This window comes from Thermotomaculum hydrothermale (assembly GCF_016592575.1).
GTDB classification, from domain to species: Bacteria; Acidobacteriota; Holophagae; order Thermotomaculales; family Thermotomaculaceae; genus Thermotomaculum; species Thermotomaculum hydrothermale.
The window spans coordinates 374,279-399,417 of sequence record NZ_AP017470.1 but is presented as its reverse complement, the minus strand read 5'-3'; the positions used below and the strand labels follow the sequence as shown (position 1 = coordinate 399,417).

Annotated in this window: 16 protein-coding genes and 1 pseudogene; 7 read left to right on the top strand and 10 right to left on the bottom strand. The window is 36.2% G+C overall.

Annotated features, from left to right (window positions below; genetic code table 11):
- Nucleotides 1-20 precede the first annotated feature (20 nt).
- Complete coding sequence (locus TTHT_RS01800; RefSeq protein ID WP_201328332.1) at nucleotides 21-1,982, bottom strand: DUF505 domain-containing protein; 1,962 nt, start codon at nucleotides 1,980-1,982, stop codon at nucleotides 21-23.
- A gap of 273 nt (nucleotides 1,983-2,255) precedes the next feature.
- On the opposite strand from TTHT_RS01800, the gene TTHT_RS01795 reads away from it, so the two are divergent.
- Entirely contained in the window at nucleotides 2,256-2,702 is a 447-nt protein-coding gene (locus TTHT_RS01795; protein ID WP_201328331.1) for an Hsp20/alpha crystallin family protein, read from the top strand.
- Nucleotides 2,703-2,771: 69 nt separating this feature from the next.
- On the opposite strand, the gene TTHT_RS01790 is transcribed toward TTHT_RS01795, so the two are convergent.
- A complete protein-coding gene (locus TTHT_RS01790) occupies nucleotides 2,772-3,689 on the bottom strand; it encodes a branched-chain amino acid transaminase (protein ID WP_201328330.1) in 918 nt (305 codons plus the stop codon).
- 193 nt (nucleotides 3,690-3,882) lie between these two features.
- Here TTHT_RS01790 and TTHT_RS01785 point away from each other — a divergent pair, with 193 nt between their 5' ends.
- The 4 genes from TTHT_RS01785 to TTHT_RS01770 are packed head-to-tail and all read left to right on the top strand — an operon-like array spanning nucleotide 3,883 to nucleotide 6,941.
- Entirely contained in the window at nucleotides 3,883-4,638 is a 756-nt protein-coding gene (locus TTHT_RS01785) for a glycosyltransferase family 2 protein (protein ID WP_201328329.1), read from the top strand.
- On the top strand, nucleotides 4,635-4,928 hold the full coding sequence (locus TTHT_RS01780; RefSeq protein ID WP_201328328.1) for a lipid-A-disaccharide synthase N-terminal domain-containing protein: 294 nt from the start codon (nucleotides 4,635-4,637) through the stop codon (nucleotides 4,926-4,928). The genes TTHT_RS01785 and TTHT_RS01780 overlap by 4 nt, the downstream gene beginning before the upstream one ends.
- Nucleotides 4,925-6,550 (top strand): ArnT family glycosyltransferase, encoded by a 1,626-nt coding sequence (locus TTHT_RS01775; RefSeq protein WP_201328327.1) that lies wholly within the window; start codon nucleotides 4,925-4,927, stop codon nucleotides 6,548-6,550. The genes TTHT_RS01780 and TTHT_RS01775 overlap by 4 nt, the downstream gene beginning before the upstream one ends.
- A complete protein-coding gene (locus tag TTHT_RS01770; protein WP_201328326.1) occupies nucleotides 6,537-6,941 on the top strand; it encodes a NifB/NifX family molybdenum-iron cluster-binding protein in 405 nt (134 codons plus the stop codon). The genes TTHT_RS01775 and TTHT_RS01770 overlap by 14 nt, the downstream gene beginning before the upstream one ends.
- A 61-nt stretch (nucleotides 6,942-7,002) precedes the next feature.
- Here the strand turns inward: TTHT_RS01770 and TTHT_RS01765 are convergent, their stop codons facing one another.
- Nucleotides 7,003-12,921, bottom strand: a complete 5,919-nt coding sequence (locus TTHT_RS01765) for a M6 family metalloprotease domain-containing protein (protein WP_201328325.1) — start codon at nucleotides 12,919-12,921, stop codon at nucleotides 7,003-7,005.
- A gap of 501 nt (nucleotides 12,922-13,422) precedes the next feature.
- Here TTHT_RS01765 and TTHT_RS01760 point away from each other — a divergent pair.
- On the top strand, nucleotides 13,423-14,295 hold the full coding sequence (locus tag TTHT_RS01760; RefSeq protein ID WP_201328324.1) for a fumarate hydratase: 873 nt from the start codon (nucleotides 13,423-13,425) through the stop codon (nucleotides 14,293-14,295).
- On the top strand, nucleotides 14,285-14,872 hold the full coding sequence (locus TTHT_RS01755; protein ID WP_201328323.1) for a FumA C-terminus/TtdB family hydratase beta subunit: 588 nt from the start codon (nucleotides 14,285-14,287) through the stop codon (nucleotides 14,870-14,872). Before TTHT_RS01760 ends, TTHT_RS01755 begins: the two co-directional genes overlap by 11 nt.
- Nucleotides 14,873-14,925: 53 nt before the next feature.
- Here TTHT_RS01755 and TTHT_RS01750 read toward each other — a convergent pair whose 3' ends face one another.
- The 7 genes and pseudogenes from TTHT_RS01750 to TTHT_RS01720 all read right to left on the bottom strand — a co-directional run bounded on the left by TTHT_RS01750 (nucleotide 14,926) and on the right by TTHT_RS01720 (nucleotide 25,064).
- Entirely contained in the window at nucleotides 14,926-17,091 is a 2,166-nt protein-coding gene (locus TTHT_RS01750; RefSeq protein ID WP_201328322.1) for a carbohydrate binding family 9 domain-containing protein, read from the bottom strand.
- A 65-nt stretch (nucleotides 17,092-17,156) separates the two neighbouring features.
- A complete protein-coding gene (locus tag TTHT_RS01745; protein WP_201328321.1) occupies nucleotides 17,157-18,077 on the bottom strand; it encodes a lysine exporter LysO family protein in 921 nt (306 codons plus the stop codon).
- Nucleotides 18,078-18,512: a ribosomal protein S18-alanine N-acetyltransferase gene (gene rimI, locus TTHT_RS01740; protein ID WP_201328320.1), complete on the bottom strand. Its 435-nt coding sequence runs from the start codon at nucleotides 18,510-18,512 to the stop codon at nucleotides 18,078-18,080. It abuts the gene before it with no gap.
- Nucleotides 18,478-19,155, bottom strand: coding sequence for a tRNA (adenosine(37)-N6)-threonylcarbamoyltransferase complex dimerization subunit type 1 TsaB (gene tsaB, locus TTHT_RS01735; RefSeq protein ID WP_201328319.1), 678 nt, complete (start codon nucleotides 19,153-19,155; stop codon nucleotides 18,478-18,480). Before tsaB ends, rimI begins: the two co-directional genes overlap by 35 nt.
- Before the next feature lie 106 nt (nucleotides 19,156-19,261).
- The gene (locus tag TTHT_RS01730) at nucleotides 19,262-20,671 is read right to left on the bottom strand and encodes a 3'-5' exonuclease family protein (RefSeq protein WP_201328318.1); all 1,410 of its coding nucleotides are present in this window, start codon (nucleotides 20,669-20,671) and stop codon (nucleotides 19,262-19,264) included.
- 55 nt (nucleotides 20,672-20,726) lie between these two features.
- Nucleotides 20,727-23,448 (bottom strand): annotated as a pseudogene (gene ppdK / locus TTHT_RS01725) (pyruvate, phosphate dikinase).
- On the bottom strand, nucleotides 23,445-25,064 hold the full coding sequence (locus tag TTHT_RS01720; protein WP_201328317.1) for an AAA family ATPase: 1,620 nt from the start codon (nucleotides 25,062-25,064) through the stop codon (nucleotides 23,445-23,447). Before TTHT_RS01720 ends, ppdK begins: the two are co-directional and overlap by 4 nt.
- Nucleotides 25,065-25,139: the final 75 nt, after the last annotated feature.

Below are 25,139 nucleotides of genomic sequence, written 5' to 3'. Positions count from 1 at the left end.
GCCCCCTGCAAACTTTAAAATTACTCTTTTACAGTTCCTTTTTTGTACTCGTAAATATCGGTATAACCTTCAAGTGTTTCCTCAGGATTCATCAAATCAACCGCCTCTAAAAGCAATAATCCTGTTTCATTTACCGTGTTTACCCCAACAAAACCAGCCTTTTTGCAAATATTAAATGCCTCTGCGAAAACTTCTTCTGACAAACCACTTTTCTTAACAGCCTCTTTGTATTTTTTAGGTAAAATCCTTACCTTTTTCTCAGTTTGATAGAGAGAACCAACCTCTTTTAAAGCCTTAATCACCCTGTACATTACAGGGGTAACCGGTGTTGCAAAACCAGAGGCAACTCCACCTAATGCCTTATCCATTAATTTTCCCGCCTCTGTCTCAACAATATTGCCGTCAGGCAAGATTTCTATAAAATGCCTTGCCTCTAATTTTTCTAAAGCCCACTTTAATTTTCGTTTTTCATCATCATTTTTTGCTTTAGACAAAACTTCATCAACGGTTACTCCTTTTTCAGGAATCATTTTAAATATCTCGTGCTCATACTTTGTTAAATACGGTTTTCTTTCAATATTTTCAGCAAGGTAAGCATAAAAATACCCAGATTTTGTAGGTTCATTGCTTCCTATTAAGCCTTCTTCCTTTGCTTTTTCATACCACTCAATATTCGGAGAAGAGAATTCCTTTCTCGTCATTGTAATTGACTTAACAGAACTTGAACTAATCTCTCTTCTTTTAATCTTCTGGTCTTCAAGCACCTTTTCTCCATACTCTGTTAAAGAGAACAATTCCTTAAAATTATCGTTTGTCACTGTTTCAATCAAGTTAAAAGACTCAAGGGAAAACAGAGCAATCCTTAAATTAAAGTTATCGTCAAACCATTTTTCATAGTTTTTAGCCTCTGCAAACTCTTCAGCAATCTTTCTGTATTTTTCAGGCATTTCTTTAATCTTTTTACCATATTTATCAAGAAGCTTTTTATACTCTTTAATTTTTCTATCAACAAGTTCCTTTTTTATCTGTTCAAAAGTTGGGGCTATTTCGGGATTTTCTTTATTTTTCTTCCACAAAATTTCAATTACCTCAAGAACTGCAACCTCTTCCTCTTCCAGAGAAAAACTCCACAAATCAGTCCTTGCCTCTTTCTTCCACAGCCTGTAAGCCTCCATAGCCCATTCCCCTGCAGGTAGGAGATTCTTTTCAGAATCAACAAAGGCAAGTGCCTGCAACCAGGTTAAAGCCTTATCAGAAATCTCATTTCCATCAATTAACTCAGCAAGAGAAATGAGAATGTCTGGTGTTATCACATACCCTTCAGAAACAAACCCACCTGTTTCAAGGGCATTTTTAACAGCCTGGCCTAAAGCTGTAAAAGCAAAAATATCAGAAGATGGAACACTGTAAGCAATTAACCTCATTGCCTCTAAAAGGTGTTCATAATATTTATTCCCTGTTATTCTTGAAGAAAGTGTTGGTCCCGCAGGCAATTCTCTAATAAAATTTGCAAGCTCAGAAGAAATAACAAGCAGTGGACTTGCCTTTTTAAACAAATCTAAAATAACTTTTCCAGCCTCATTAACCTGATAAAACTCTTTCTTTGTTTTATCATCCTTTACCTTTTCAACAAAGCCTCTATCTTGTAAAGGCTTCAGGGATACATCTGTTACCTTTCCACCCTTTTGAGCGGAATCAAGCATTGCAATTACAGAAGAGCCAAGCCATTTCCAATCATCTTCCCACTTATCCACAGGAGACAATTTCCCACTCTCTATTAACTCATTTAAAAGAATGGCAATCCCCTCACCTGCATAGGTAAGCCTTGCGTTTAAATTAGAATCAAGGGATAATAGCCCTTCCCTTTCAAGAACCCTGATTACATTTTCATTTTTCTCTTCAAGAACAGTTAAATGCTCTCCCTTTTTTTTCTCATTTAAAAGTTTAAGCAACATCTCAGCGTGAACCTTTTTCACTATCATATAACCCTCCGTAATGTTTTCTCATTTAGAAATTAATTCCCGAGACTAAATATGTCAACAGTAAAATAAAATTATTTTATAACATCTTTATAAAATATATCCCACACAATCTACTCACAACAACTACCCCCCATCAATTTAAACACCTCAATACTGTCAATCTTTAACAATTCAAAAATCTAAAAAAAATTTTTAAAAATACTTGACAAGATTTTTATCAAGTTTTATATTAATACTGGATTTTGAAAACAAATCCTGTTAAAGGAGGTGGCTATGGCAATCACAAGGTACAATCCTTTCAGAGAATTAATGACATTATCTGAAAGACTCAACAAGATGTTTGATGAAGGATTGCTTCCAGCAACTGATGACGAATTCCTCACAGGTGCGTGGGTACCTGCTGTAGATATCTATGAAACAGAAAACGAAATTGTTATCAAGGCCGAAGTGCCTGGAATGAATGAAAAAGACATTGAAGTAACAGTTGAAAACAACATGCTAACAATCAAGGGCGAAAGAAAGTTTGAAGAAGAGGTTAAAAAGGAAAACTATCACAGAATTGAAAGGGCTTACGGTTCATTCCAGAGGTCATTCCAGTTGCCATCAACTGTTGATGTAAACAAGATTTCTGCAGAGCAGAAAAACGGAATTCTTACAATTAAACTTCCAAAGAAAGAAGAACAAAAGCCAAAGAAAATCAACATTAAGGTTAACAAATAATTTAGACACCCCCCTGAAACAAAAAAGCCCCGCTAAAAGCGGGGCTTTTTTTATAGTATAAACAAGAAATTAAATATAACTTAACCAATTATACCTATCTTCCTTTTCTCCCCTTAAAATAGAGAAAAGTTCAGACTGAATTTTCTCAGTAATAGGACCTCTTGAACCTTCTCCAACAGGGATTCTATCAACACTCTTAATTGGAGTAACCTCAGCAGCAGTACCTGTGAAAAACAACTCGTCTGCAATGTAAAGCCATTCCCTTGGAATACTTGTTTCTATAACCTTATAGCCAAAATCCTTTGCAATCTTAATAGCAGAATCCCTCGTAATCCCAGGCAAGATAGATGAAGAATAGGGAGTTGTATAAATCTTTCCATCTTTAATCAAGAATAAATTCTCACCACTGCCCTCTGCAACAAACCCCTGTGCATTTAAAAGAATACCCTCTTCATAACCATCAACAATTGCTTCCATTTTAGCCAACTGAGAATTCATATAATTTGCACCAGCCTTTGCCATTGCAGGCAAAGTGTTGGGAGCAATCTTGGTCCAGGTTGAAACTTTAACATCAACACCCTTGGTAATTGCATCCTCTCCCAAATAAGCACCCCACTCCCAGACAGCAATCATAACCTCAACTGGAGAATTAAAAGGGTTAACACCTAAAGCACCTAACCCTCTATACACGAGAGGCCTTATATAGCAAGCCTCAAGATTATTAATTTTAATAAGGTTAACAATTGCATCAATCAACTCATCACGGGTAAAGGGAATTTCAGTCCTGTAAATCTTCGCAGAATTGTAAAGCCTATCAACATGCTCTTTTAACCTGAAAATAGCAGTTCCCTTTTTTGTTTTATAAGCCCTGATTCCTTCAAAAAAAGAAGTCCCATAATGAAGTGCATGACAAAGCACACTAACCTTTGCTTCCTCAAAATCTATAATCTTCCCTTTCATCCAAACCTTCAATTTCTTACTAAACATAATCACCTCACTTTATTTTTTGAAAAAAAATTATTAACTTTCATTAAAATTTTAACATATCAATAAACTTTTCAGCAAAAAGTTTGAAAATAAAAAGAAAACTTACAACATTTTTAAATAAAAATGCGATTTTTGATTTTTCCTTTGTCAATGGTATAATCTTACAGAAAAAGATTTCAAGGAGATATTTTATATGAGCGAAAGTATTTACCTGTCTATCGTTATTCCTGTTTACAACGAAGAAGAGAATATTGTTCCTCAAACAGAGGAGATTGTTGAGGCATTGAAGGATTTTGATAAAAAGTATGAGATTGTTTTTGTTGACGACGGCTCAACAGACAATACCCTTCCCTTACTTGAACAAATGGTTGAAAAATTTCCTGATAAGGTGAGGTTTTTTTCATTTAAAGAAAATAGAGGGCAAACTGCAGCATTTTTAGCAGGCTTTGAGGAAGCAAGGGGAAAGCTTGTTGCGACACTTGACGGGGATATGCAAAATGACCCTCACGATTTGCCTAAAATGATTAAGCACCTTGAAGAGTCCGGCTTTGATATGGTTAACGGAATAAGGGCAAAGAGAAGGGACAATATAATAAGAAAGATATCCTCAAAAATAGGTAATGGCTTTAGAAACTGGATGACAAAGGAGAGTGTTTCAGATGTCGGTTGCTCTATCAGAGTTATGAAAAGGGAATGCGTTCAGAAATTACCCCCATTTAATGGAATGCACAGGTTTTTCCCAACCCTTGTTAGAATGAAGGGATATACAATTACAGAAATCCCTGTTAACCACAGGGAAAGGACAAGGGGGAAATCCAAATATGGTGTTTTAAACCGTGCATTTGTCGGATTTAACGATGTAATGGCTGTAAGGTGGATGCTGAAAAGGTATTTAAAGTGGGAATATAAAAAAACAAGCGATGACATTTTAAAAAAGGATGACAAATGAGTTTAGATAAATTTTTTCTTATCTGGGGATTTGCCGCACAGGGGATTTTTGCTGCAAGATTTATTGTACAGTGGATTGCAAGCGAGAGGGAAAAACGCAGCGTAATTCCCATGGCTTTCTGGTATTTAAGTTTAACAGGCGGTTTAATGCTTTTTATCTATGCACTTTACAGAAAAGACCCTGTGTTTATTTTAGGGCAGGCAAGCGGGCTTATTGTTTACATAAGGAATATTGTCTTTCGTTTAAGAGAGAAAAAGCAACTTGAACAGGCGGGAGAAAAACAGGAGTGAACAAAAAAACAGGGCTTATTTTATTTGCCTTACTTTTTTTTCTATTAAATTTTTTGCCTTCATTTAAAAGGGATTTGTGGGAGCCTGATGAACCGCGCTTTGTGCTTGTTGCAAAGGAGATGGTTGAATCAGGCAATTTTGTTATGCCCCACAGGAATAAAAGGCCATACCCTGACAAACCTCCGTTTTACTTCTGGACAATTGCCCTATCCTCAAAGTTAACAGGTGGATTTAATACACAGGCAGGGATTTTGCCTGTGGCTTTATCAGGGGCGTTTTCAATAATTTTAGTTTTCCTTATTGCATTAAAGTTAGGTTATTCAGAGGATATTGCCTTTGCCTCATCTTTGATTTTTGCATCATGCGTTAAAGTTTGGTGGCAGTCAAGCCATGCTCAAATTGATATGGTTCTATCCTTTCTGGTTTATCTCTCTGTTTATCTTGCACTACTTTATTTAAAAGATAAAAAAGAAAATATGCTTGTTTTATCATTCTTTATAATGGGAGTTGCCACATTAACCAAAGGCCCTGTCGGGCTTATTATCCCATTAGGCGCAATAATTACCTATCTTTTGTGGATAAATAAATGGCAAGAAACAAAACTTTTTTCTTTTAAAACAATATTTGCTTATTTATTCCCTGTCGGTTTGTGGCTTATTCTTTTAATCTATCAAAGTTTGTCAGGGGAACAAACAGCTTACCTTGAAAATATTTTATTTAAGCAAACAGTGGTTAGGTTTGCAAAATCGTGGCACCACTTTCAGCCTGTTTATTACTATGCAAAGGTTTTAATCTATGATTTCTTTCCGTGGAGTATCTTTCTTTACTATTTTTTATGGCATTTGTGGAAAAACAGGAAAGAGTTAAAACTTTCAGACAGTGAAAAATTTTTGCTTTCGTGGTTTTTATTTACAGTTGTTTTCTTTTCAATACCAAACGGGAAAAGAGGGCTTTACATTCTTCCAATGTACCCTGCAATATCAACTTTAACAGCAGAGTTTTTATTTAAGTTTAAAGAAAAAAAGTGGATAAAAACAACAGGTATTTTAGTATCAATCTTGTTTATATCAGGCTATTTATTTATTCTTTTTTACTCTATAAACAAGTCTTTTTTCAAAGACACCTCATTTGTAATTCTTGAAATTCCCATTTTAATTTCGCTTTTACTTATCCTTATTTTAAGGAAAGAAAAAGAAAAAACTTACTTTTCAAATATTATTAAGCCTGCCATTACATTCTTTTTTCTAACAGCGGCAATTTCAGGAATAATCTTCCCGCACCTAAATAAAAGAAACTCAATGAGATACTTTGTTAAAGAGTATCAAAGATTCTTAAACAAGGATTCAAAGATTGCAATAGCGCAATTCCGTTCAGCCCATGTTTTATACGGAGACAGGAATTTAGTTGAATTTCCCTATCAAAATGAAGAAGACAACATTGATTTGTTTGTAAAATACTTAAGAGAAACGCCTAACTCATTTGGAATTGTTAAAAAACTATGGTGCGAAAGGCTAAAACGAATGGGGATACCTGTTAAAGTCCTTGCTGAAAGAAAGGTTGGAAGCAAGGATTTGTGCTTTATCAAAATTGAGAAAAAGGAGAGGAATAATGGAAAAGATTAAAATAGCAATTGCGGAAAAAGACGGAAAGGTTGCAAACAGCCATTTCGGTGATTCTGAAAAAATCCTCTTTTACACAATTGATTTAGAAAACAACACAATAACATTTGAAAAGGAAATAAAAAACCCGCTTAAAGACTTCAAAGAAGAAAAGCACGGAAGTGAAGAAAAACTAAAAAATGCTTTGGAGATTTTAAAAGATAGAGAAGTTATTGCAAGCGGGAAGCCTTCGCCTAACTTTAAGAAACTTAAAGAAAAATTTGGGAAAATCCCTGTTGTAATACAATCAACAGACAACATAAACATATCCCTTGCAAGGATTGCAGACACAATAAAAGAGATAAAAGAAAATGGTGAGATAAAATTCAACAGGGGCTTTTACCTGCTGGTTTAAAAGCAAATAAAACCCCCTGTTTATAAAAACCCTTACAACAAATATTCAAAACCTGAAATTTTTACTTCACCCTCAACGCATTCATTGTCTTGTAACCCTTATCCCCCTGCACCTCAATAAATGAAACAGGCAAATCAGATGAAAAGCGCAGAGTATCACCCTTTTCAATCTGAAAAATATCACTTAAAACAAATTGCCTGTGTTCATAGGGAAGCAACTCAATAGCCCTCTCATCCTTCAATGTTCCATCTTTTGAATAAAGTTTCAAGGTTAGACTTATCCCTTTATTCAATGAATTGAAAACGGCAATCCCATTCCAGAGGTTATCCCCTTTAACAACAGGCATTGCACCTTCTGTTGATTTAGAAAAATCAAGGGGAAATCCAGCAATGCCGGCATCAAAAGTACCGTAAATTTCACACCCTGTCAAAGGCAATTCCCCTTCAACAACGCAGGAAACAACGCCTTCAGGCAAATCAGGGAATAAACCTGCAATTGTCCTTTTAAGTTTTTCATAAGGCTTTAAGGTGTAAGAGTAATCAATGTCTAATGGCATACCGTTTTTATAGTAAAAGTGGAACAGGATTTCATTATCCCTGTTAGAAAGGTTATCAATTACAATGCCTGTCCAGAATATATCCCTTTCATCAGGGATGTGGGGGATAATAAGAGTATTATTCCCTTCAGAGTTTAGAGAAAATCCAGCACCGTCACTATTGTTTTTTACAAAAAACTCAAAGCCAGCACCGTTTTCCTCATCACTTAAAGGATTGTTGCCAAAGAGATTTAACTTTCCCCACCCCTTTTGATAGTCGGCACAATCACCGCTTAACAAATCCTCAACATTCATTACATTTGAAAAGCCGTTGAAATCCTTTTTAGAACAACTGGTCTCAATCCTAAAATCCTCTTTCTTAAACGATGAAAATGCAACAATTGAATCCCAAAAATTGCTTTCCTCTGCAATGTGGGGAATTATTAAAGTTGAACCTAAACACCTGTCAGCAACGGCTGAACTCTTTTTGTTTTCCCCTTCAAGGTAAACATAAGCAGAGTAATTTCCCTCACCTGTAATCTCAATAAAGCCATCTGTTGCAGTAAAATCAAGGTCACACCTTCCCATTCCCCCAACTTCAACAGACCTGCTTTCTATTTCATTTCCACTTCCATCCTTTAAAGCAACATTAAGGTTAATTGCAGAATCTTCGTTGTTGATTAAAACTAGTTTAATTTTGTTATACCAGTTTCCAAAATTTAGAGGGATTGTGAGAGGCTTGTCTGAATACACGGTAATTGCAAGTTTCTCTGATTTTATCTCATTTCCGTCAGGAGTTTTAACTATAAGACACGGAGAATAATGCCCCTCTTTTAAATAGGTATAATCTGCAACAGGTGTTTGAGTTTGCAAATCAATTTCTCCATCTCCGTCAAAATCCCACTGAAAAACAGAATTTTCAGGATATGACTCAAGGTTTGCCTCAAAGTTTACTATTAAAGGAACAGCCCCCCTTGATTTATCTGAATTAAAGGAAGAGATTACAGGCTTATCACACTCTTTAACAACCCATATCCTTGTTGCGTGGACTAAATCAAATAGCAGGAATTTATCTCCAACCTTTTCAACATAATTTGTATCAACAGAATCGTTTAACTTTACGCTTCCAGCAGGATAAAACCTTCCCCCGTCAAAGTTGTAAAACCTCATAATATTTTTAAACACTGTAACAAGAGTATTCCCGTCAAAGTATGCATCGTCTGCTGAAAAATTATCAAATATGCAGTCAACCTTGTTTAATTCACCTTCGTTAAAAGAAAACAACTTAATCCCGTAACCACACAATAGCAGGTAATCTCCCCTTACCCTTAAAAATCCAAATCCCTCTCTCTTATAGGTGTTAACAAGGCTTAAATTCCCATTATTAAGTGTTTTTACAACATACAAATCCTCAAAAAAGTTGTTTAAAACAATGTAATTCCCCTTTTTAACCATGGAAATAAAAAAGTCATCCCTTCTATCGTTTAATTTTACACTCCCTTTTAAACTTAAATCGTAAGAATAATCCGCCTGATAGTGTTTTAGATAATATCCACCATCCTCTTTGACGACAACATAGAGGTCTCTTCCAAAAATTTCACTCTCTTCAATAAGAGAATTTTCAGGAACAGGCTTTTGTGAAACAAGGCTTAAATCGCTTTTTCTAAACACGGAAAACATCCAATTTTGCCCACCTCTCGTAAGCACATAAACATTGTTTGAATCCTGTCCCAAGGTTGACCTTGAATGCACCATACTAATGTCGTTGAATGGCAATATTGAAGCCCTCTTTTCCTCATCTATAGAATCCCCGTTAATCTTTAGTTTAACGACACTTTTGCTTGTAACATAAAAGACATTACCCCCGTCAATACAGTAATCTGAAATAAAATAGTCTGCATAAACTCTATCAAGGACAGGTAAATCTGACTCCCAGGCGTTTCTATCAATAAGGAAAAATTCTCCCCACGACTGTATAATTGACACAATGTAATCCCTGTTTAAAATCTCAATAAAATCTGAATAAGGTAAGGGAAGTTGTTTTACTATTTTAAAATTGTTTAAATCAGATATGTCAGCCTTTAAAATACTCACATCACAACCAATATAGGCATAATCCCCGTCAATATCAAAGTTGTAAATTCCGTTAAAAGAATAATTTGACAAATCTATCTCGTTTTCTCTAATTAATGTCCCGTCTGAATTCTGTTTAAACACATCTATTGCTGCATCACATCTTGCTAAAAGGAGTTTTCCCTTAACAAAGTCAAAGTAAACAGGGAAAAAGTTTAAATAGCCATCCTTTCTATTCAACTCTATTGTGTCAATTACAACAGGATTGTTTAAATCATCCATTGAAATAGTATAGAGGTATAATGTGTCAGGAGTGTTGTTTGGTTTAACCTCTTCAGTTACTATGTAAAGAAAATTGTTTTTATAGGCTATCCCTGAAATATACTTGTTTTTTTCAAAACTAATAGTTGATAATTTTACTGGATTTGACAGGTTGTAAACATCAAACACATCCACACCATAGTAATAATCCCCGTTTTCATCCTTATTAACACCTGGCACAAACAAGAGATTGTTGTATTTTGCACACAGGCTGTCCAGTACCCTAAAATTAAAATCAGTTTGCCCCTTGCCTAAATATTCAAATTTTGTTAAATCCTCATTTCCCTCAAAAACCTTAAAAAAGTAACCGCCATCACTGTATTCAAAACTATAAAAAATTCCATTCTTTACAAAAAACTGCTCAAATGGAATTTCTTTTACATCTGAAAAAGAATCCCCGTTAACCTTAACACCATAGGTTTTTTTTGTATCGTTTCTGAAAAATGTATCTCCGTCTCTCTTAATTGTTGACCGCAAAAAAGAGTAATCCCCTAAAACAGTTTTATCAACCATTACCTTGCGCCACTCAAAATCCTTCAAAAGGCAAAGGTCTAAAGAGTTGTTATAAGAATTCTCGTATATTAAATAACTATTAAATTCAGCAAAACAACCTGTCTTTTGAAAGACACTCCACTTAAGAGGGACATCTGGGATTGTTGAAAGGTCATAGCAGCGAAGAGTTCCATTTACATCCCCATAAGTTGAAACTAAAAGGTCTTGCCCGAAAATTCTCCAGAAAGTGCCGTGAATTTTCAACCTTTTAACAAAAACAGGATTTAAAGGATTGCTTATATCGTACAGGTAATCAGGGCCTTCCCCTGCAAAAAGATAGTTTCCATAAACAATTGCGCATCTTGTATCATCCCCTGTATCAAGCCTTGTAACAAAATGTGGATTTCCCTTATCCTGAACATTAAAAACCAAAACCCCCCTTTCAGGATTTTGAATAAATCTGCCTGAATAAGAGGTAACATAAAGGGCATCCCCCTTTAAGGCAATATCTAAAACAGCAGTTAAACTATAATTCTCGTAAACAATAGAGGGGTTTGATTTATCTGAAATATCAACTATTAAAAACCCATCCCCAACAGAAATGTAAAGGTAATTATCCCTGATAATCAAATCCATACTCTGGTGGCCATAGTCTATTTGAGAAACAAGGTATGGATTATTCTCATCTGAAATATTATAAATTAATGCCCTTCCTTTGGCATCTATTACATACAAATAACCGTCTTTATACCTGCACCTGACAAAAAGACCAATTGAGTCAATCTTTGAAACAGGGATAAACTTATCTTCATTAATCCTGTAGATCTGTACCCCGTTTTCCATATTTAAGGCAAAAACAAGGCCTCTCTCTCTATCAATTGCAAGGTAACTATAATCATCTACCCCTGACCATGAGTTTGCTTTATAGTTTAAGGTTGAAAAAACAGGGGAAGTGTAAGAGAGTTTAAAACTCATTTCATCTGAGGAATTAGATATATCTGTAAGTTTTACCCTGCTATCAACCCCGTTTGAAATATTTGAAGAGGGAATTGTGTCAGGAGTTAAACTTGTATTGTTTCCCTCAAAAAACAAATCTTCTCTCTTTCCTAAATCATACCAGCTTAACATATCCCCGCACCTTCTTGCAGAAATCAGGTCAACCTTTCTGTAAAAGTCCAGATTGTTGTTGTATGCCTTATCTATTATGTGCCAAACTGCAAGACCGCCTCCATCTTCACCGAAAAAGGCGTAAAGCCCCCTGTCAAAGCCCTTCTGCTGCCTGTTGGAGACAAGGAAGTACTCGCCACTTTCAGGAGTTAAAATCTTTTTAATATCTTGATTATCCTCAATTGAGTTGACAGTTACATCCCCGTAAAAAACTGTTTGCGGGGATAGAAAGCCGCAAAAAATCTTAGACCAAGCACAAAAGTGAACAGGTGTCTCCCCCGGAAAACTGTCGTCTTTAGCCATTCCCCAGGAGCCTGCACCCATAAGGCCAAAACAACCTATTCCCTGGCTTGAATAATCTGTATCGTACAAATCAATTATCCCGAACATATCGTGGGCAAGTTCGTGGCACATAATACCTATTGTTGCCTTATGCCCGTCATTTTCATTAGACTGCTGCCACTCTCCTATCTCCATGTATCCGCCTGTCTTTGCCCGGTTATCACTGTACTCCCCGACTAAAACCCCATCACAAAGAACACCAGGATAGCCGTATTCAGGATATAGTGCAGCCTTATGCCCCCATATTGAGGGGTGGTACTGGGGAGAGTAAGAACACTCATAGCCTGCAACAACTATAAAAATAGACAACTCATTAACAGAAATAACCCCATCCCAGTTTTTATCGTACTTTGAAAAATCAACATATTTGTCTGCCTTTTTTATTGCGTCTGACGCAATCCTTAAATTATCAAGTGTTATACTGTTTCCCGTATCCGGATGGTTGTAAGGAAGTGTAATCCAGCCAACAACCCCGTCGCTTTCCCCAAATGAATCTGATACAGGGACAATATTTACCTTTCCGTAAGACACCTCTTTATAATAGTTTTTAACCGTTTTCCCCTTATCTGAAAAAAAACTATTTGCCCAGTCAGACGGAGTTGTTGCAACATGGCTGAAATTTGAAAACTCAACAAGGATTACGAGAACAGGATGGTTAAAACTTCCCTTTGTATTTCCCTTGAAATTAGAACTTTCAAAAGAATAGCCCTTTTTCAAAAAATCGTTGTACATCCTTTTATAAATAAACTCTGACAGGCCCTTACCTTCCTTTTGATTTTTAAAATCATTAAAAACACGGGGGGAAGATGGCTTTTTACTTAATACATCTCTATAACTTCCCCTTTTCACCCAGAAACCCTTTTTATCCCTCTCAAGAATATTCCCGCTTTCATCAATCAGGTAATGCTTCCACTCATTTCCCACATAATGAACCTTAACAACTTTCCCATCAGGCTGCTTAACCTGTTTCAAAAAGGGATTTGCCACCATTGAAAAGGAGTTAAAGCAAACAGAAAGAGAAATCAAAAAAATTAATACATTTTTAACCATCTTCCCCCCTTTAAAAATTATTAGTAATGGACTAACTCAACAGTCCAGGTCAAGTAATCCGATTCAGGATAGTACTTTGTCACCTTTTCCCACAACATTCCAGTATAATTTTTTTACATTATACATCTAAAAGTTAACTTAAATCAAATTATAAGACGAAGGAAACAATAAAAAAGTTGGCAGAAAAATATTTTTTATTCCCCTTTCTTTTTCACTGTTCACAATAATCAGCAACAATTCCAATCCTTTTGGAAATTAACTTTTTTCAAATTTTCTCACAAATAAGAAGACAAAAAAAACACATCCATTCCTATTTATTATAAAATTTTCATACAATTTCTAAAATTTACTTAATCATTGAGATTTTTTGTAAAACATTTTTTAATTCCCTATGAATTTAAAAACTCTCTTTTGTCATCAAAGGATAAAAATGTTATATAATTTATTTATCAGTGCGAATTGTTTTAGGTTATCAACCGAAAAAATAGAGGGAGTGGGAGTATGGAATTAAAGAATCATATTCTGGAATTGATAAGGAGAGCGTCAACGGATTTGCCCCCTGATGTTGAGGAAAGGCTAAAAAGGGCTTATGAAGAGGCTGATGAAGGCTCAACTGAGAAAAGTGTGTTCAATGTTATCCTTGAAAATGTTAAGCTTGCAAGGGAAAATTCAACCCCTATTTGCCAGGATACGGGGCATGTTATTTTTTATGTAAATTACCCATACGGAATGAAGGAATGGGAAATTACTGAAGAGATTAAAAAGGCAACAATTGAGGCAACTGAAAAGAATTATTTAAGGCCAAATGCTGTTGACCCTGTTACAGGGAAGAATTCAGGCAACAATGTTGGTAAAAATGCACCTTACATAACCTATCATTGCTGGGACAAAGACTATATTGAGTTTAAACTTATGCTTAAAGGCGGCGGAAGCGAAAATGTTGGCGCCCAGTATAAACTTCCAAATGCAGAGTTAAAGGCTGGAAGGGATTTAGAGGGTGTTAGAAAGGTTATTATTGATGCCGTAACAAAGGCACAGGGCTTTGGATGTGCACCTGGAACAATAGGCGTTGGAATTGGCGGAGACAGAGGGGTTTCTTACCTTCTTTCAAAGAAAACCTTCTTTAGAAAAATGGGCTCAAATAATGAGAATCCTGTCCTTGCAGAATTTGAAGACAGGCTTGAAAAAGAGTTAAACGAATTGGGAATAGGCCCAATGGGGTTTGGCGGGAAAACAACTGTTTTAGATGTTTTTGTGGATGCTCAACATAGACACCCTGCAACATATTATGTTTCAGTTTCATATATGTGCTGGGCATTTAGAAGAAAAACCATGAGAATTATGTCAAACGGCGAGGTGGAATATGACGATTAAAATAAACCTTCCTGTTTCGGAAGAAGAGATAAGAAAACTTAAAATAGGCGACGAGGTTCTTTTAAGCGGCACAATGGTAACTGCAAGGGACCAGGCTCACAAACTTATGGTTGAAAAAAAGCCTGACTTTATAAGGCCATACCTTAAAGATAGCGTAATTTATCACTGCGGCCCTGTTGTAAAGAAGAACGAAAACGGAGAATGGGAATTTGTTGCAGCAGGCCCAACCACCTCATCAAGGGAAGAACCTTATCAGGCAGATGTTATTAGAGAGTATCAGGTGAGAGGTGTTATTGGTAAAGGCGGAATGGGAGAAAAGACTTTAAAAGGCTTGCAGGAAGTTGGCGCAGTTTACTTTCACGCAGTTGGGGGACTGGGAACATTGCTTGCCAAAAGAGTTGTTAAGGTAAAAGAAGTTTTCATGCTTGAAGAGTTTGGAACACCAGAGGCTTTCTGGGTAATTGAGGTAAAAGACTTCCCTGTTGTGGTAACAATGGATTCCCACGGAAATTCCCTTCACAAAACTGTACTTGAAAAATCACTTGAAAAGAGTAAAAAGCTTTTAGGGATAGATTAAATAAATTATTTCTTAATAGGAAAAAGAATAGGGGCTTTTATAAGCCCCTTTTTTTATTTTCTCCATGTCCAGCGTATTTTTACAGCAATCTGATTCCCGGTAAGCCTTGAATTAAAAAGAGACTCCCCGTCAAACCTCTGCCAGTTGTAATTCCATACAAAGAAAATGTCTTTTCCTGGCTCAATTGTATACCTTATCCTGTTATTCATTCCAATTTCACCACTTGAATAATTGTACTGGGTGTAACTTGAAATAACAAAATCAGGGTTGAAGGCATAAATTAGTTTCACCTGCCACAATCTCTCAATAAAGTTTCCCTCAGGCAAATAACCGTAATCATTTTCCGCTTCAACTGTAAGTTGAATTGAACCGTCTGTATTGCTCCACTGCATGTATGTTTCCCACTGGTTCAACCTTCCATTGTAAAAATCACCAAACCAGACTCTTCCACCAAATTGAAGTGATTTTGAGCGTGGCATGTTTATTTCAATCCTTTCCCTGTTAAACCGATAACCTCCTGCCGGGATAACAACCCCTTCGGCAATCTCAAAATCATCAGTTAAATATTCGTATTGAGGGGCATAGTTGAACTCAAAGTGGTAACCAGCAGGGGTAACCAGATTTATGGGAGCAGTAAAAATTCTCCAGCTTTCAATGTAGCCTTTTACATTTCTAACCTGCATTCCGAAAAATTCAAAGAAAAACTGCCTTACAAATTCGCCAAGCCTCCCCTTTGGTCTTGGCTGAATAGCAATTCCCCCGCTTAACTGCTTTGTCCCTGGCCTTGGAAGGAAACCTAATGCAGGGTTTAAATCTTTACCGAATTTTTTATAGCTAATGTTTGCGTCAATTAAATCGTTGGGGTAATCAATCTTAAACCCGTATCCGTCGGTGTCGTCTCCTGTGGTATCTCCAGAGGAATCCCCCCACCATCCTCCTATAAGAAAATTTTTCTTTTTGTGAAGGAAATTGGAAGTTCGCCAGACCGCATCAACACCTGTGAAGGTGTTATCACTTACCCCGTCAGGGTCTCCATCAGTTAAAAGAGCTCCTACCTTGAAATTATCGGTAATATCATAAGCAAGTCTTGATACAAAGAAATCGGTACCCGGCAAATTGTAAGAATCCCTTGTTTTAACATACAAACCAGCAACACTTACTTTGCCCTGTCTGCCTAAAACCTTTACTCCGTAATCAATAGGCACCTCATTCCCTTCGTAAAGCCCTATTCTCCTTGAATAAAAGGGGATAAAATCATGACCTAATCCTACGCCGAAATCAAACAAATTTGAGCCTTCAAGAAAAAACTCTCTCTTTTCAGGAAAAAATAGAGGGAATCTTGTTAAGTTTATCTGTTGAGTATCCACTTCGGTTTCAGCAAAATCAGTGTTCACTGTTAACATTGCAAAAATACCGGGGGTTATATTCCATCTTAAGTCAAAGCCCGCCTCTCCCTGCAATGTTGAATGTTTCCCATTTTCATAATTTTTGTTTATCTTTGTAACTGCATAGGGAGAAAAGGAAATCCCCTTACCCTGAGATAATCTATCAACACCTTTCATTGTGGCGGTAAGTTTAACATCGTATGGTTGAGCATCAAGGGTTGTTCCAACCCACCTGAAGGTAATTATATCTTTTGCTACAAAACAATAAAATTCAACATTGAAAAATGGATGGTGTTTTCTAAACTGCAAAGTTACCGCAGGAATTTTTATTTCAACAATCCATTTATTTTTATAAATCTTGCTCTTTGCCGTCCAGATTCCATCCCAATCTGTTGAAATATATTCAGGGTCTGATATAAGCCCGTCTCTCCTTGTACCTGCTGCATTTACCTGAAACATAAATCCTGTTTTACCGTCGCCAAAAGTATCCAGGATTAAAGCCACATAGTCGTCTCCCCTCATATTTCCGTCTCTTAGCATAGTATGGATGGTGATTGTATTTTCTGGCTGATAGCAAACAAAAGCAAAATAAAGGTTATTTTTATCGCAAAATGCTTTTACAACTGTTTTATAAGGGGTTTTTCCTCCGGGGACAGGCTCCTGCTGGGTTAAGTCATTGACTGTATAAGCATTCTCCCACTCACGCTCATTTAATTTCCCATCAATTTTAATATTTGCCTTTTCAACAAAGGGAATTTTAAAATCAAATGAAAATGAGTTAATAGCAAATAAAAAAAATAAAGAGAAAACACATAAAAATTTACTCCTGCTCACGCCCCCTCCGTTTTTTCTTTTTCAGATAATTATACTTAAAAAAAATAAAATTGTTTCTGAAAAAATCAAATTTTACAGAAAAAAGTAACTAAAAAGGGAACAAGAACACTTAAAACAATACCATGGTAAACAGAAATAATGGCAAATTCTTTGCCGGAATATCTTATTATCACAGGCAAAGTGGTATCCATTGAGGTTGCACCACCGCTTGAAATTAATGCAAACCTCCCAAATAGTGAATAAATTATAGGTGCAAAAAGGATGGTAAAAACTTCTCTTATAATATTTGCCACAAGGGCAACTGTTGCCAACCTATCACCTTTTAATCCAGCAATAATAACACTTGAGAGAGAATAGTATCCAAAGCCAGAGCCAACAGCCATTGCATCAAAATAAGAAAAATTAGTTTTAAATAAAACTATCCCCAGACTTCCGATTAAAGTGCCGACAACAGTTATTAAAGGGAAAAGAAGTGCTTTTTTCCCTATTTTTTTAATATTTTTTAAAACATTCCTGTCTGAACCTATTGAAAAACCAACAAAGAAAAGCAAAATGTACAATGTGGGAGTTATTAAATCATTTTTCTTTAAAAAATCTAAATCAGAATTCAGAAAAAAACCTGAAAAAATCCCTAAAACAAAAGAAAACGCAACATAGAGGCTTCCTGTAATAGAGATTTTATTTTCTTTGTTATTACCATTTACTTCATTTTTTATATCGTTTCTGTTGCAAACAAATCTTTCCCATAGAGAAGAAAAAACAAAACACCCTGTTAATGAAAAAACGGCAATAAGCAAAGCTTCAAAACCAATTGATGGAAAATCTGATATTAATTTTTTATTTGTTCCCGTACTAACGCCTAACAAAAAAAGTAGAAAATAAACAACTATGTTTACAGCCTTTTCAGAAATTGTTAATAGTTTTTCATTTTGGGAAAATAGCCCAGAAATTATGCCGAAAATAAAAAATAGAAAAATCCACCACATCTATCTCACCATAACAAAAGCATCAGTGCCGTCCTGATAGTATTTTTTTCTTAATCCTAATTCTTTAAATCCATTTTTTTTGTAAAAGTTAATTGCTGGGATATTGTTTACTCTCACTTCAAGGTAATAGAATTTTATCCCTGATTTTTCTCTCTCTTCAAAAAGTGCGTCAATCATTTTTTGAGCAATACCATTTTTTCTAAAATCAGGGTGCACAGCAACATTTAAAATATGGCATTCGTCAAGAACTGTGGAAAAACAGATATAGCCTACTATCTTGTTTTGATAATAAGCAAGGATAAACTTCTGGCCATATGACAAAAACATTGATTCAGACCAGGGGCATTTGAAACTTGCCCTTTCAATCTCCATAATTTCCTTCAATTGCTGCTGCGAAATGCTATTTTCTTTTCTTATCTCTATTGACTTCTGCATCTGATTTCCTGATATACAATGGCTCAATTGAAGGTTTTTCAAAATTTAACGGATTTAATATCTCCTCTGCAAGGGGTATTGCAAGGCATTCCTGAGATTGTTCATAGCTAAATTGAATTTTTAAACTTTCATCAATCACTTCTTTATACTTTAAATAGCCGTTACCGGTTATTACGATATCTTCAACCCCTGCTTCTAAAACAAGTCTTTCAATTTCATTCGGATAAATATTCTTATACCCGAATTTTTCTCCGTTACTTTTAAACAATGCAGCATAAACCTGCTTTTTTCTTGCATCAAGCAAAACAAGTGTGTCTTTGCCCTGTTTTAAAAACTGTCTTGCATGAAGGAATAACGAGGTATAGCCTTTCAACTCAATATTCGGATTTGCCGCATTTATTCCATAGGCGGTTGCAATACCTATTCTCAAGCCTGTAAAAGAACCAGGGCCTCTAACAAATCCAACAATATTTATTTCTTCAGGTTTAATATTTAATTTGTCAACAAGTATCTTTGCTGATGGAAGCAAGGTTTCATTGTGCCCGTAAATTTTGGAAAGCACTATACTCCCTGCAATTTTCCCGTCTTTTATTACTGCAACACATCCTTTTTCACCTGAAGTATCAAAACAGAGACAATTCATAAAAATCTCCCTAAAAAACAATCCATAAAAAAGTATAACTTAACAATATCAATTATCAACAAAAATAAAAAAATGGTTTAAAACTCACCAAAACCAAAACTCCGTTTTATTCAATAGAGTAAAAGTGGGGAAATAGTTTTTCTTTGAAAAACAAATTTGAAGCCTTCTGAATAGCATTTTCAATAGTTTTATTATCACAATTCAAAACCTCAACACAATTTTTCCTTGAATCAACCTGCAAAACCCTTGCCCCCGATTTTTCCAGCAATGCCACAAACCCTTTTATAAAATCTGAAACAGTTGCGTCAACGAGAAAAGAGATAAAACCCTCTCTATCCCTAATCTCTTTGTCTCTTCCTTCTTTATATTCTATGAGGTAATTTTTGGTATGTATTATCTTTCCGCTTGCTACCCTAACAGGCTTTCTCTCCGCAAGTAAAGAAAACATTTTTTTGTGCCACCTTATAATTCCCGGGATTTTATCCCTGAAGTCGTTTACAAGATGGGAGTATTCAGCCATTAAATCAGTGTCCCTCAATCCTATCGCCTTTAAAAGCAAAAAATCTCTCGTATTGAAAAAATCTTCACTTGAATAAAGCTCTACACTTTTAAAATCCCTTGCATTAGCATGGATAGCAGGCAATTCAAGGTTAAAAAATTTTACTATTTTCACCCCCTCAAAGTAGTCTTTTATCCCTTCACTGTAATTTCTCTGGTAAAAAAAACCGTTTGTATTCCACCTTGACCTGAATTGAGGGTAAAATCCTTTTTCTTTTAATTTAGTTAGAAAAAGGTACTCTTCCCTCTTTTCCTTTAACACCTGCGGAATTCTCTTTGCCTTTTCAATCTCTTTAAAATTTAATCCTCTGAAATAGTTTTCTTCTATCTCCTTCAGTGCTTTTTCAACCCTTTCACTTTCTGGGAAAAACCTCTCTGAAAAATTGAAGGCATCTATCCTTTGAATAGCGTTTTCAAGGTTAACTATTTTTCTTAACTTTTTTTTCTCAATATACTCTGATTGCACCCTGTATAGCCTTAAAAGTATTGAAGCATCCTTTGAAGCATAGGCAATTTGAGACTCTGTTAACTCTCCGCCCCAATCACTTTGTTGCTCTGTTTTATCAATTTCTTCTCCTAAAAACATTTTTGCAACATTTTTTAAACTATACTTTACATTAAGACCGCAACTTAAAACCTTTGTGCCGTTTAAGGTGCAAAAGGTGTTTTCAAAACGGCAACCATACTTTTTTATCAAATGAGACATATCAAAAAAGCCAAAGTGAAAAACCTTTGTTTTTTCTTTAGATTCAAAAACCTCTTTTAAATAATCAGGTAATGGCACCTTCAATAAATCAAACACATAAACCTCATCATCAACCGCAACCTGAACAAGCCTTATTGTCCCAAAGTCCTTTTTTTTGTAGTCAAAGGTTTCTATATCAACACCTAAAACATTGGCATTAAGGATTTTCTCTTTTGCCTTTTCAAGCTTGTAAATGGTATCGACTAAAATCATATCACCTCAAAAAAGAAAACCCCGCCTTTAAAGCGGGGCTTTCACCAATACTAATTTACTTTTTCTCTTTCAAAGCAGCCTGTGCCGCAGCAACTATTGCAACAGGCACTCTATAAGGTGAACAACTTACATAGTTAAGCCCAACCTTATGGCAGAATTCAACAGATTTCGGGTCTCCGCCGTGCTCTCCGCATATACCTAATTTCAAATTCGGGTTTGTCTTTCTTCCCTTTTCGCAGGCAATCCTTACCAGTTGACCGACACCGTCAACATCTATACTCTGGAATGGGTCGTGAGGAAGAATTTTTTTTCTCCATGTAAATCCTGATAAACTCCCCAGCATCGTCCCTTGAAAAGCCAAGTCCCATCTGGGTTAAATCGTTAGTTCCAAATGAGAAAAATTGAGCAATCTCTGCAATCTGGTCTGCTGTAATTGCAGCCCTTGGCACCTCAATCATTGTTCCCATAAGGTAATCTATTCTCTCTCCCTTTTCTTCAAATACCTTTTCTATCTCTTCAGTTAAAATATTTTTAAGGTATTCAAGTTCAGATTTAAAACCAATAAGTGGAATCATTATTTCAGGAAGCGGGTTCAAGCCTTTCTTTTTATTGTTTATTGCTGCTTCAATTATTGCCCTGACCTGCATTTTGTAGATTTCAGGATAGGTAATTCCAAGACGGCAACCCCTGTGTCCAAGCATTGGGTTCATTTCATGTAAAGACTCAACCCTTGACTTTAACTCCTCAAAAGTTACTCCTAATTCCTTTGCAAGTTCCCTGATGTCATCGTCTTCTTTAGGCAAGAATTCGTGTAAAGGAGGGTCTAAAAGCCTTACTGTAACAGGGAGTCCGTCCATTGCCTCAAAGATTCCCTCAAAGTCGCTTCTTTGCATTGGAAGTATTTTGGCAAGAGCCTTCTCCCTTTCCTCCGTTGTCTTTGCAACAATCATCTCCCTTACAGCCTTAATTCTGTCTTCTTCAAAGAACATATGCTCTGTTCTGCAAAGCCCTATACCCTTTGCCCCCAAACTTCTTGCAACTGCAGAGTCGTGTGGAGTGTCTGCGTTTGTTCTTACACCCAACTTCTTGAATTCCTCAGCCCAGGATATTATCTTTACATAATTTGAGCAGATTACAGAATCTTCAACCTTTCCTTTGCCGTGGATTAGTATTTGAATTACCTCAGAGGGCATTGTTTTTAATTTGCCTTCAATAACCTCTCCAGTTGTTCCGTCTATTGAAATGTAATCTCCCTCTTTTAAGGTTTTTCCCTTAACTGAAACTGTTTTTTTAGAGTAATCTATTTCAAGCTCACCAGCACCAACAACACATGGTTTACCCATCCCCCTTGCAACAACAGCAGCGTGAGAGGTCATTCCGCCCCTTGCTGTTAAAATACCTTCAGCAGCATCCATCCCTGCAAGGTCTTCAGGAGATGTTTCAATCCTAACAAGTATTACCTCGCCATCTTTAGCCATTTCAACAGCTTTTTCAGCGGAAAGGGCAATCCTACCGCTTGCTGCCCCAGGTCCTGCGTTTAATCCTTTTGTTAAGAGTCTTCCTTCCTTCAAAGCCTTCTCTTTGTCTTCCCTATCAAAAACAGGGGCAAGCAATTGAGTAACAGCTGCCGGGTCAATTCTCATTATTGCTTCATCCTTCGTAATCAAGCCTTCGTCAACCATATCAACTGCAATTCTTATTGAAGCAAAGCCTGTTCTCTTACCGTTTCTTGTCTGTAAAAGATATAGTTTCCCTCTTTCAATTGTAAACTCTAAATCCTGCATATCCCTGTAATGCTTTTCAAGCTTCTGGTAAACCTCAACAAGCTGCTTGAAAACTTCAGGCATTTCCTCTTCAAGAGAGGTTAATCCACTGTCTTTTGCCTGCTCTTTTGTTATTGGATGGGGAGTTCTAATACCTGCAACAACATCTTCTCCCTGCGCATTAATAAGGTATTCTCCGAAAAACCTCTTTTCTCCGGTCGCTGGGTCTCTTGTAAAGGCAACACCTGTTGCTGAATCTTCCCCTAAATTACCAAATACCATTGATTGAACATTTACCGCAGTTCCCCAATCGTCTGGAATTCCGTTTATCCTTCTGTAAATTTTTGCCCTTTCATTATCCCAGGATTCAAAAACAGCGTTTATTGCAATCCAGAGTTGCTCTTCCGGATTTTGAGGAAAATCCTTTCCTGTCTGCTCTTTATAGATTGCCTTAAACCTTTCCACAAGTTTTTTTAAATCTTCAGCATCTAAATCAGTGTCGTTTTCAACACCCTTTTCCTTTTTCATCTTTTCAAGCTCATGCTCAAAATGAGAGGAATCGATTTTCATTGCAACATTACCAAACATTTGAATAAACCTTCTGTAAGAGTCGTATGCAAATCTTTCATTTCCTGAAACCTTCGCAAGACCTTTAACAGCTTCATCTGTTAATCCTAAATTGAGTATTGTATCCATCATCCCGGGCATTGAAACCCTTGCCCCTGAACGGACAGATACTAATAGAGGATTTTCAGGGTCACCAAACTTTTTCCCAGTCTCTTCCTCAAGCCTTTTTTGGTTTTCCCTTACCTGTTCTTCAAGCCCTTCAGGGTATTTCCCCCCATTTTTGTAATAGTAAACGCAGGCTTCTGTTGTTATGGTAAACCCTGGGGGTACAGGAATCCCTATATTGCACATTTCAGCAAGGTTGGCTCCCTTACCGCCTAATAAATCCTTCATTTTTGCGTTGCCTTCCGCTCCGCCCTTAGTAAAATAATAAACATACTTTGTCATAAAACCTCCTTTAATCCCGATAAGTATTTATTCAAGATAATTATTAACTGCGATTTTTGAGAGTCTCTAAACGGCAGAGTAAATAATATCCGTTTCTCTGAATTTCTGATTCTTACAATAAACCTTGGCTTTTTCTCAACTGTTGTTTCTATCTTTTCAATCTGGTGAAATGGAATGTAAAAAGAATCTTTTTTCCCCAAAAAGGAAATCCCACCGGTTGTAAGAATAAAAGAACAGTGAAAGTTTTTTATTTGCTTTGTTCCTCCATCAATGTATTTAAAATTTGGAGAAAAGCCTTTAAAAGTTAATTTAGGCTTAACAAGCATTAAAGGCTCTTCGTTTGAAAACATATGCTTTACTTCTGATACATCTGTATATTTAGAAAAGTTTGTAATTATACTGTTTTTAAACTGTTTTAGCATATTCTTTGTCCCGCCATTATCACCAAATATATAGCCACACCCTTCACAGGATTTTCTTCCCACAGGGTTGTGAAATCCGCATTGAGGACACATTTTTAAAAGAAGATTACCACAAAAAGAGCAAAACATCTGGCCTTCAAGGTTTAACATTCCACAACTATCACACTTGTACATTTTCTGGTTTTCATCTTTATTAACAAGAGAATTGCAATTGGGACAGTAAACTAAATCTTTATCAATAAAAGTGTTGCAGAATGGGCATTTTATTTTTTCCTCTTCAAGCTTATCCACAGTTTCATCGTCAAGATATTTGAAGTAGTGATAACTTTCTCCCCCCTTATTCATGTCCCCTGCCGCCTGGGATATTTCCGCAAAATCAATCTTTTTAGAATACATTGAATGGCCTATAACAAGGGCAAGGTCTGCAATAGAAAGAATTACCCTTGGGGTACCTTCAGAAAAGTTGTAAATCCCCTTGTAAGCGGTTTCGGAAAATATTTTACTTGCATCTCCACCAGCCATTTTAATCCTGTGTTGAATTAGCCTTTTTGTGTCAGAGTAATCAAGGTTTCTCAAAAAAAACCTTACAGGAAGCCTTTGCCAGAATTCAGGCATATTCCTAATTGCAGGCTCAAGCGGCTTCTGGCCTGATAGTATAAAGCTTAAAAGAAACTCTCCCTCGTGAACAAGGTTCATTAAAATCCTTAACTCCTGAAGCATTTCAGGGTTGTTGGCAAGCATCTGTCCTTCGTCAATAATAACAACATTTTTGTATCCGTTATCTTTTAATTCTTTCAATTTTTGTTTCATTGAGTTTAAAATACTTATCTTATTTGTAACATCAATTCCCTCAACTCCAAACTGCCTTGCAATTTCAGCAAGCATTTCATTTACAGATAATGTTGGATGGTCTAAAAAGGCTATTTTAACCTCGGTTCCAACATCCTCTTTTATGGTTTCCATAAACTTTTTCAACAGTGTTGTTTTCCCATCCCCTGCATTTTCAGAGATTAAGAGAGCTCCTCCCTTGCCAGATACAACAGTAAATTTAAGGCGCAATAAGCATTCCTGATGCTGCCTGCTCATATACATCATGTCAGGATCTGGGGCAAGTGCAAAGGGATTTTTCTTTAACCCCCAATACCTGAGATATGCCGGAATTTTTTTCTCTTTATTCTCTACATTTTTATCCATAGTTCACCTGTAAATCTATTATACCAGTAAGCCTTTATTTTGAAAGGGTTTTATACTCTAAAAAAATAAAGGAGT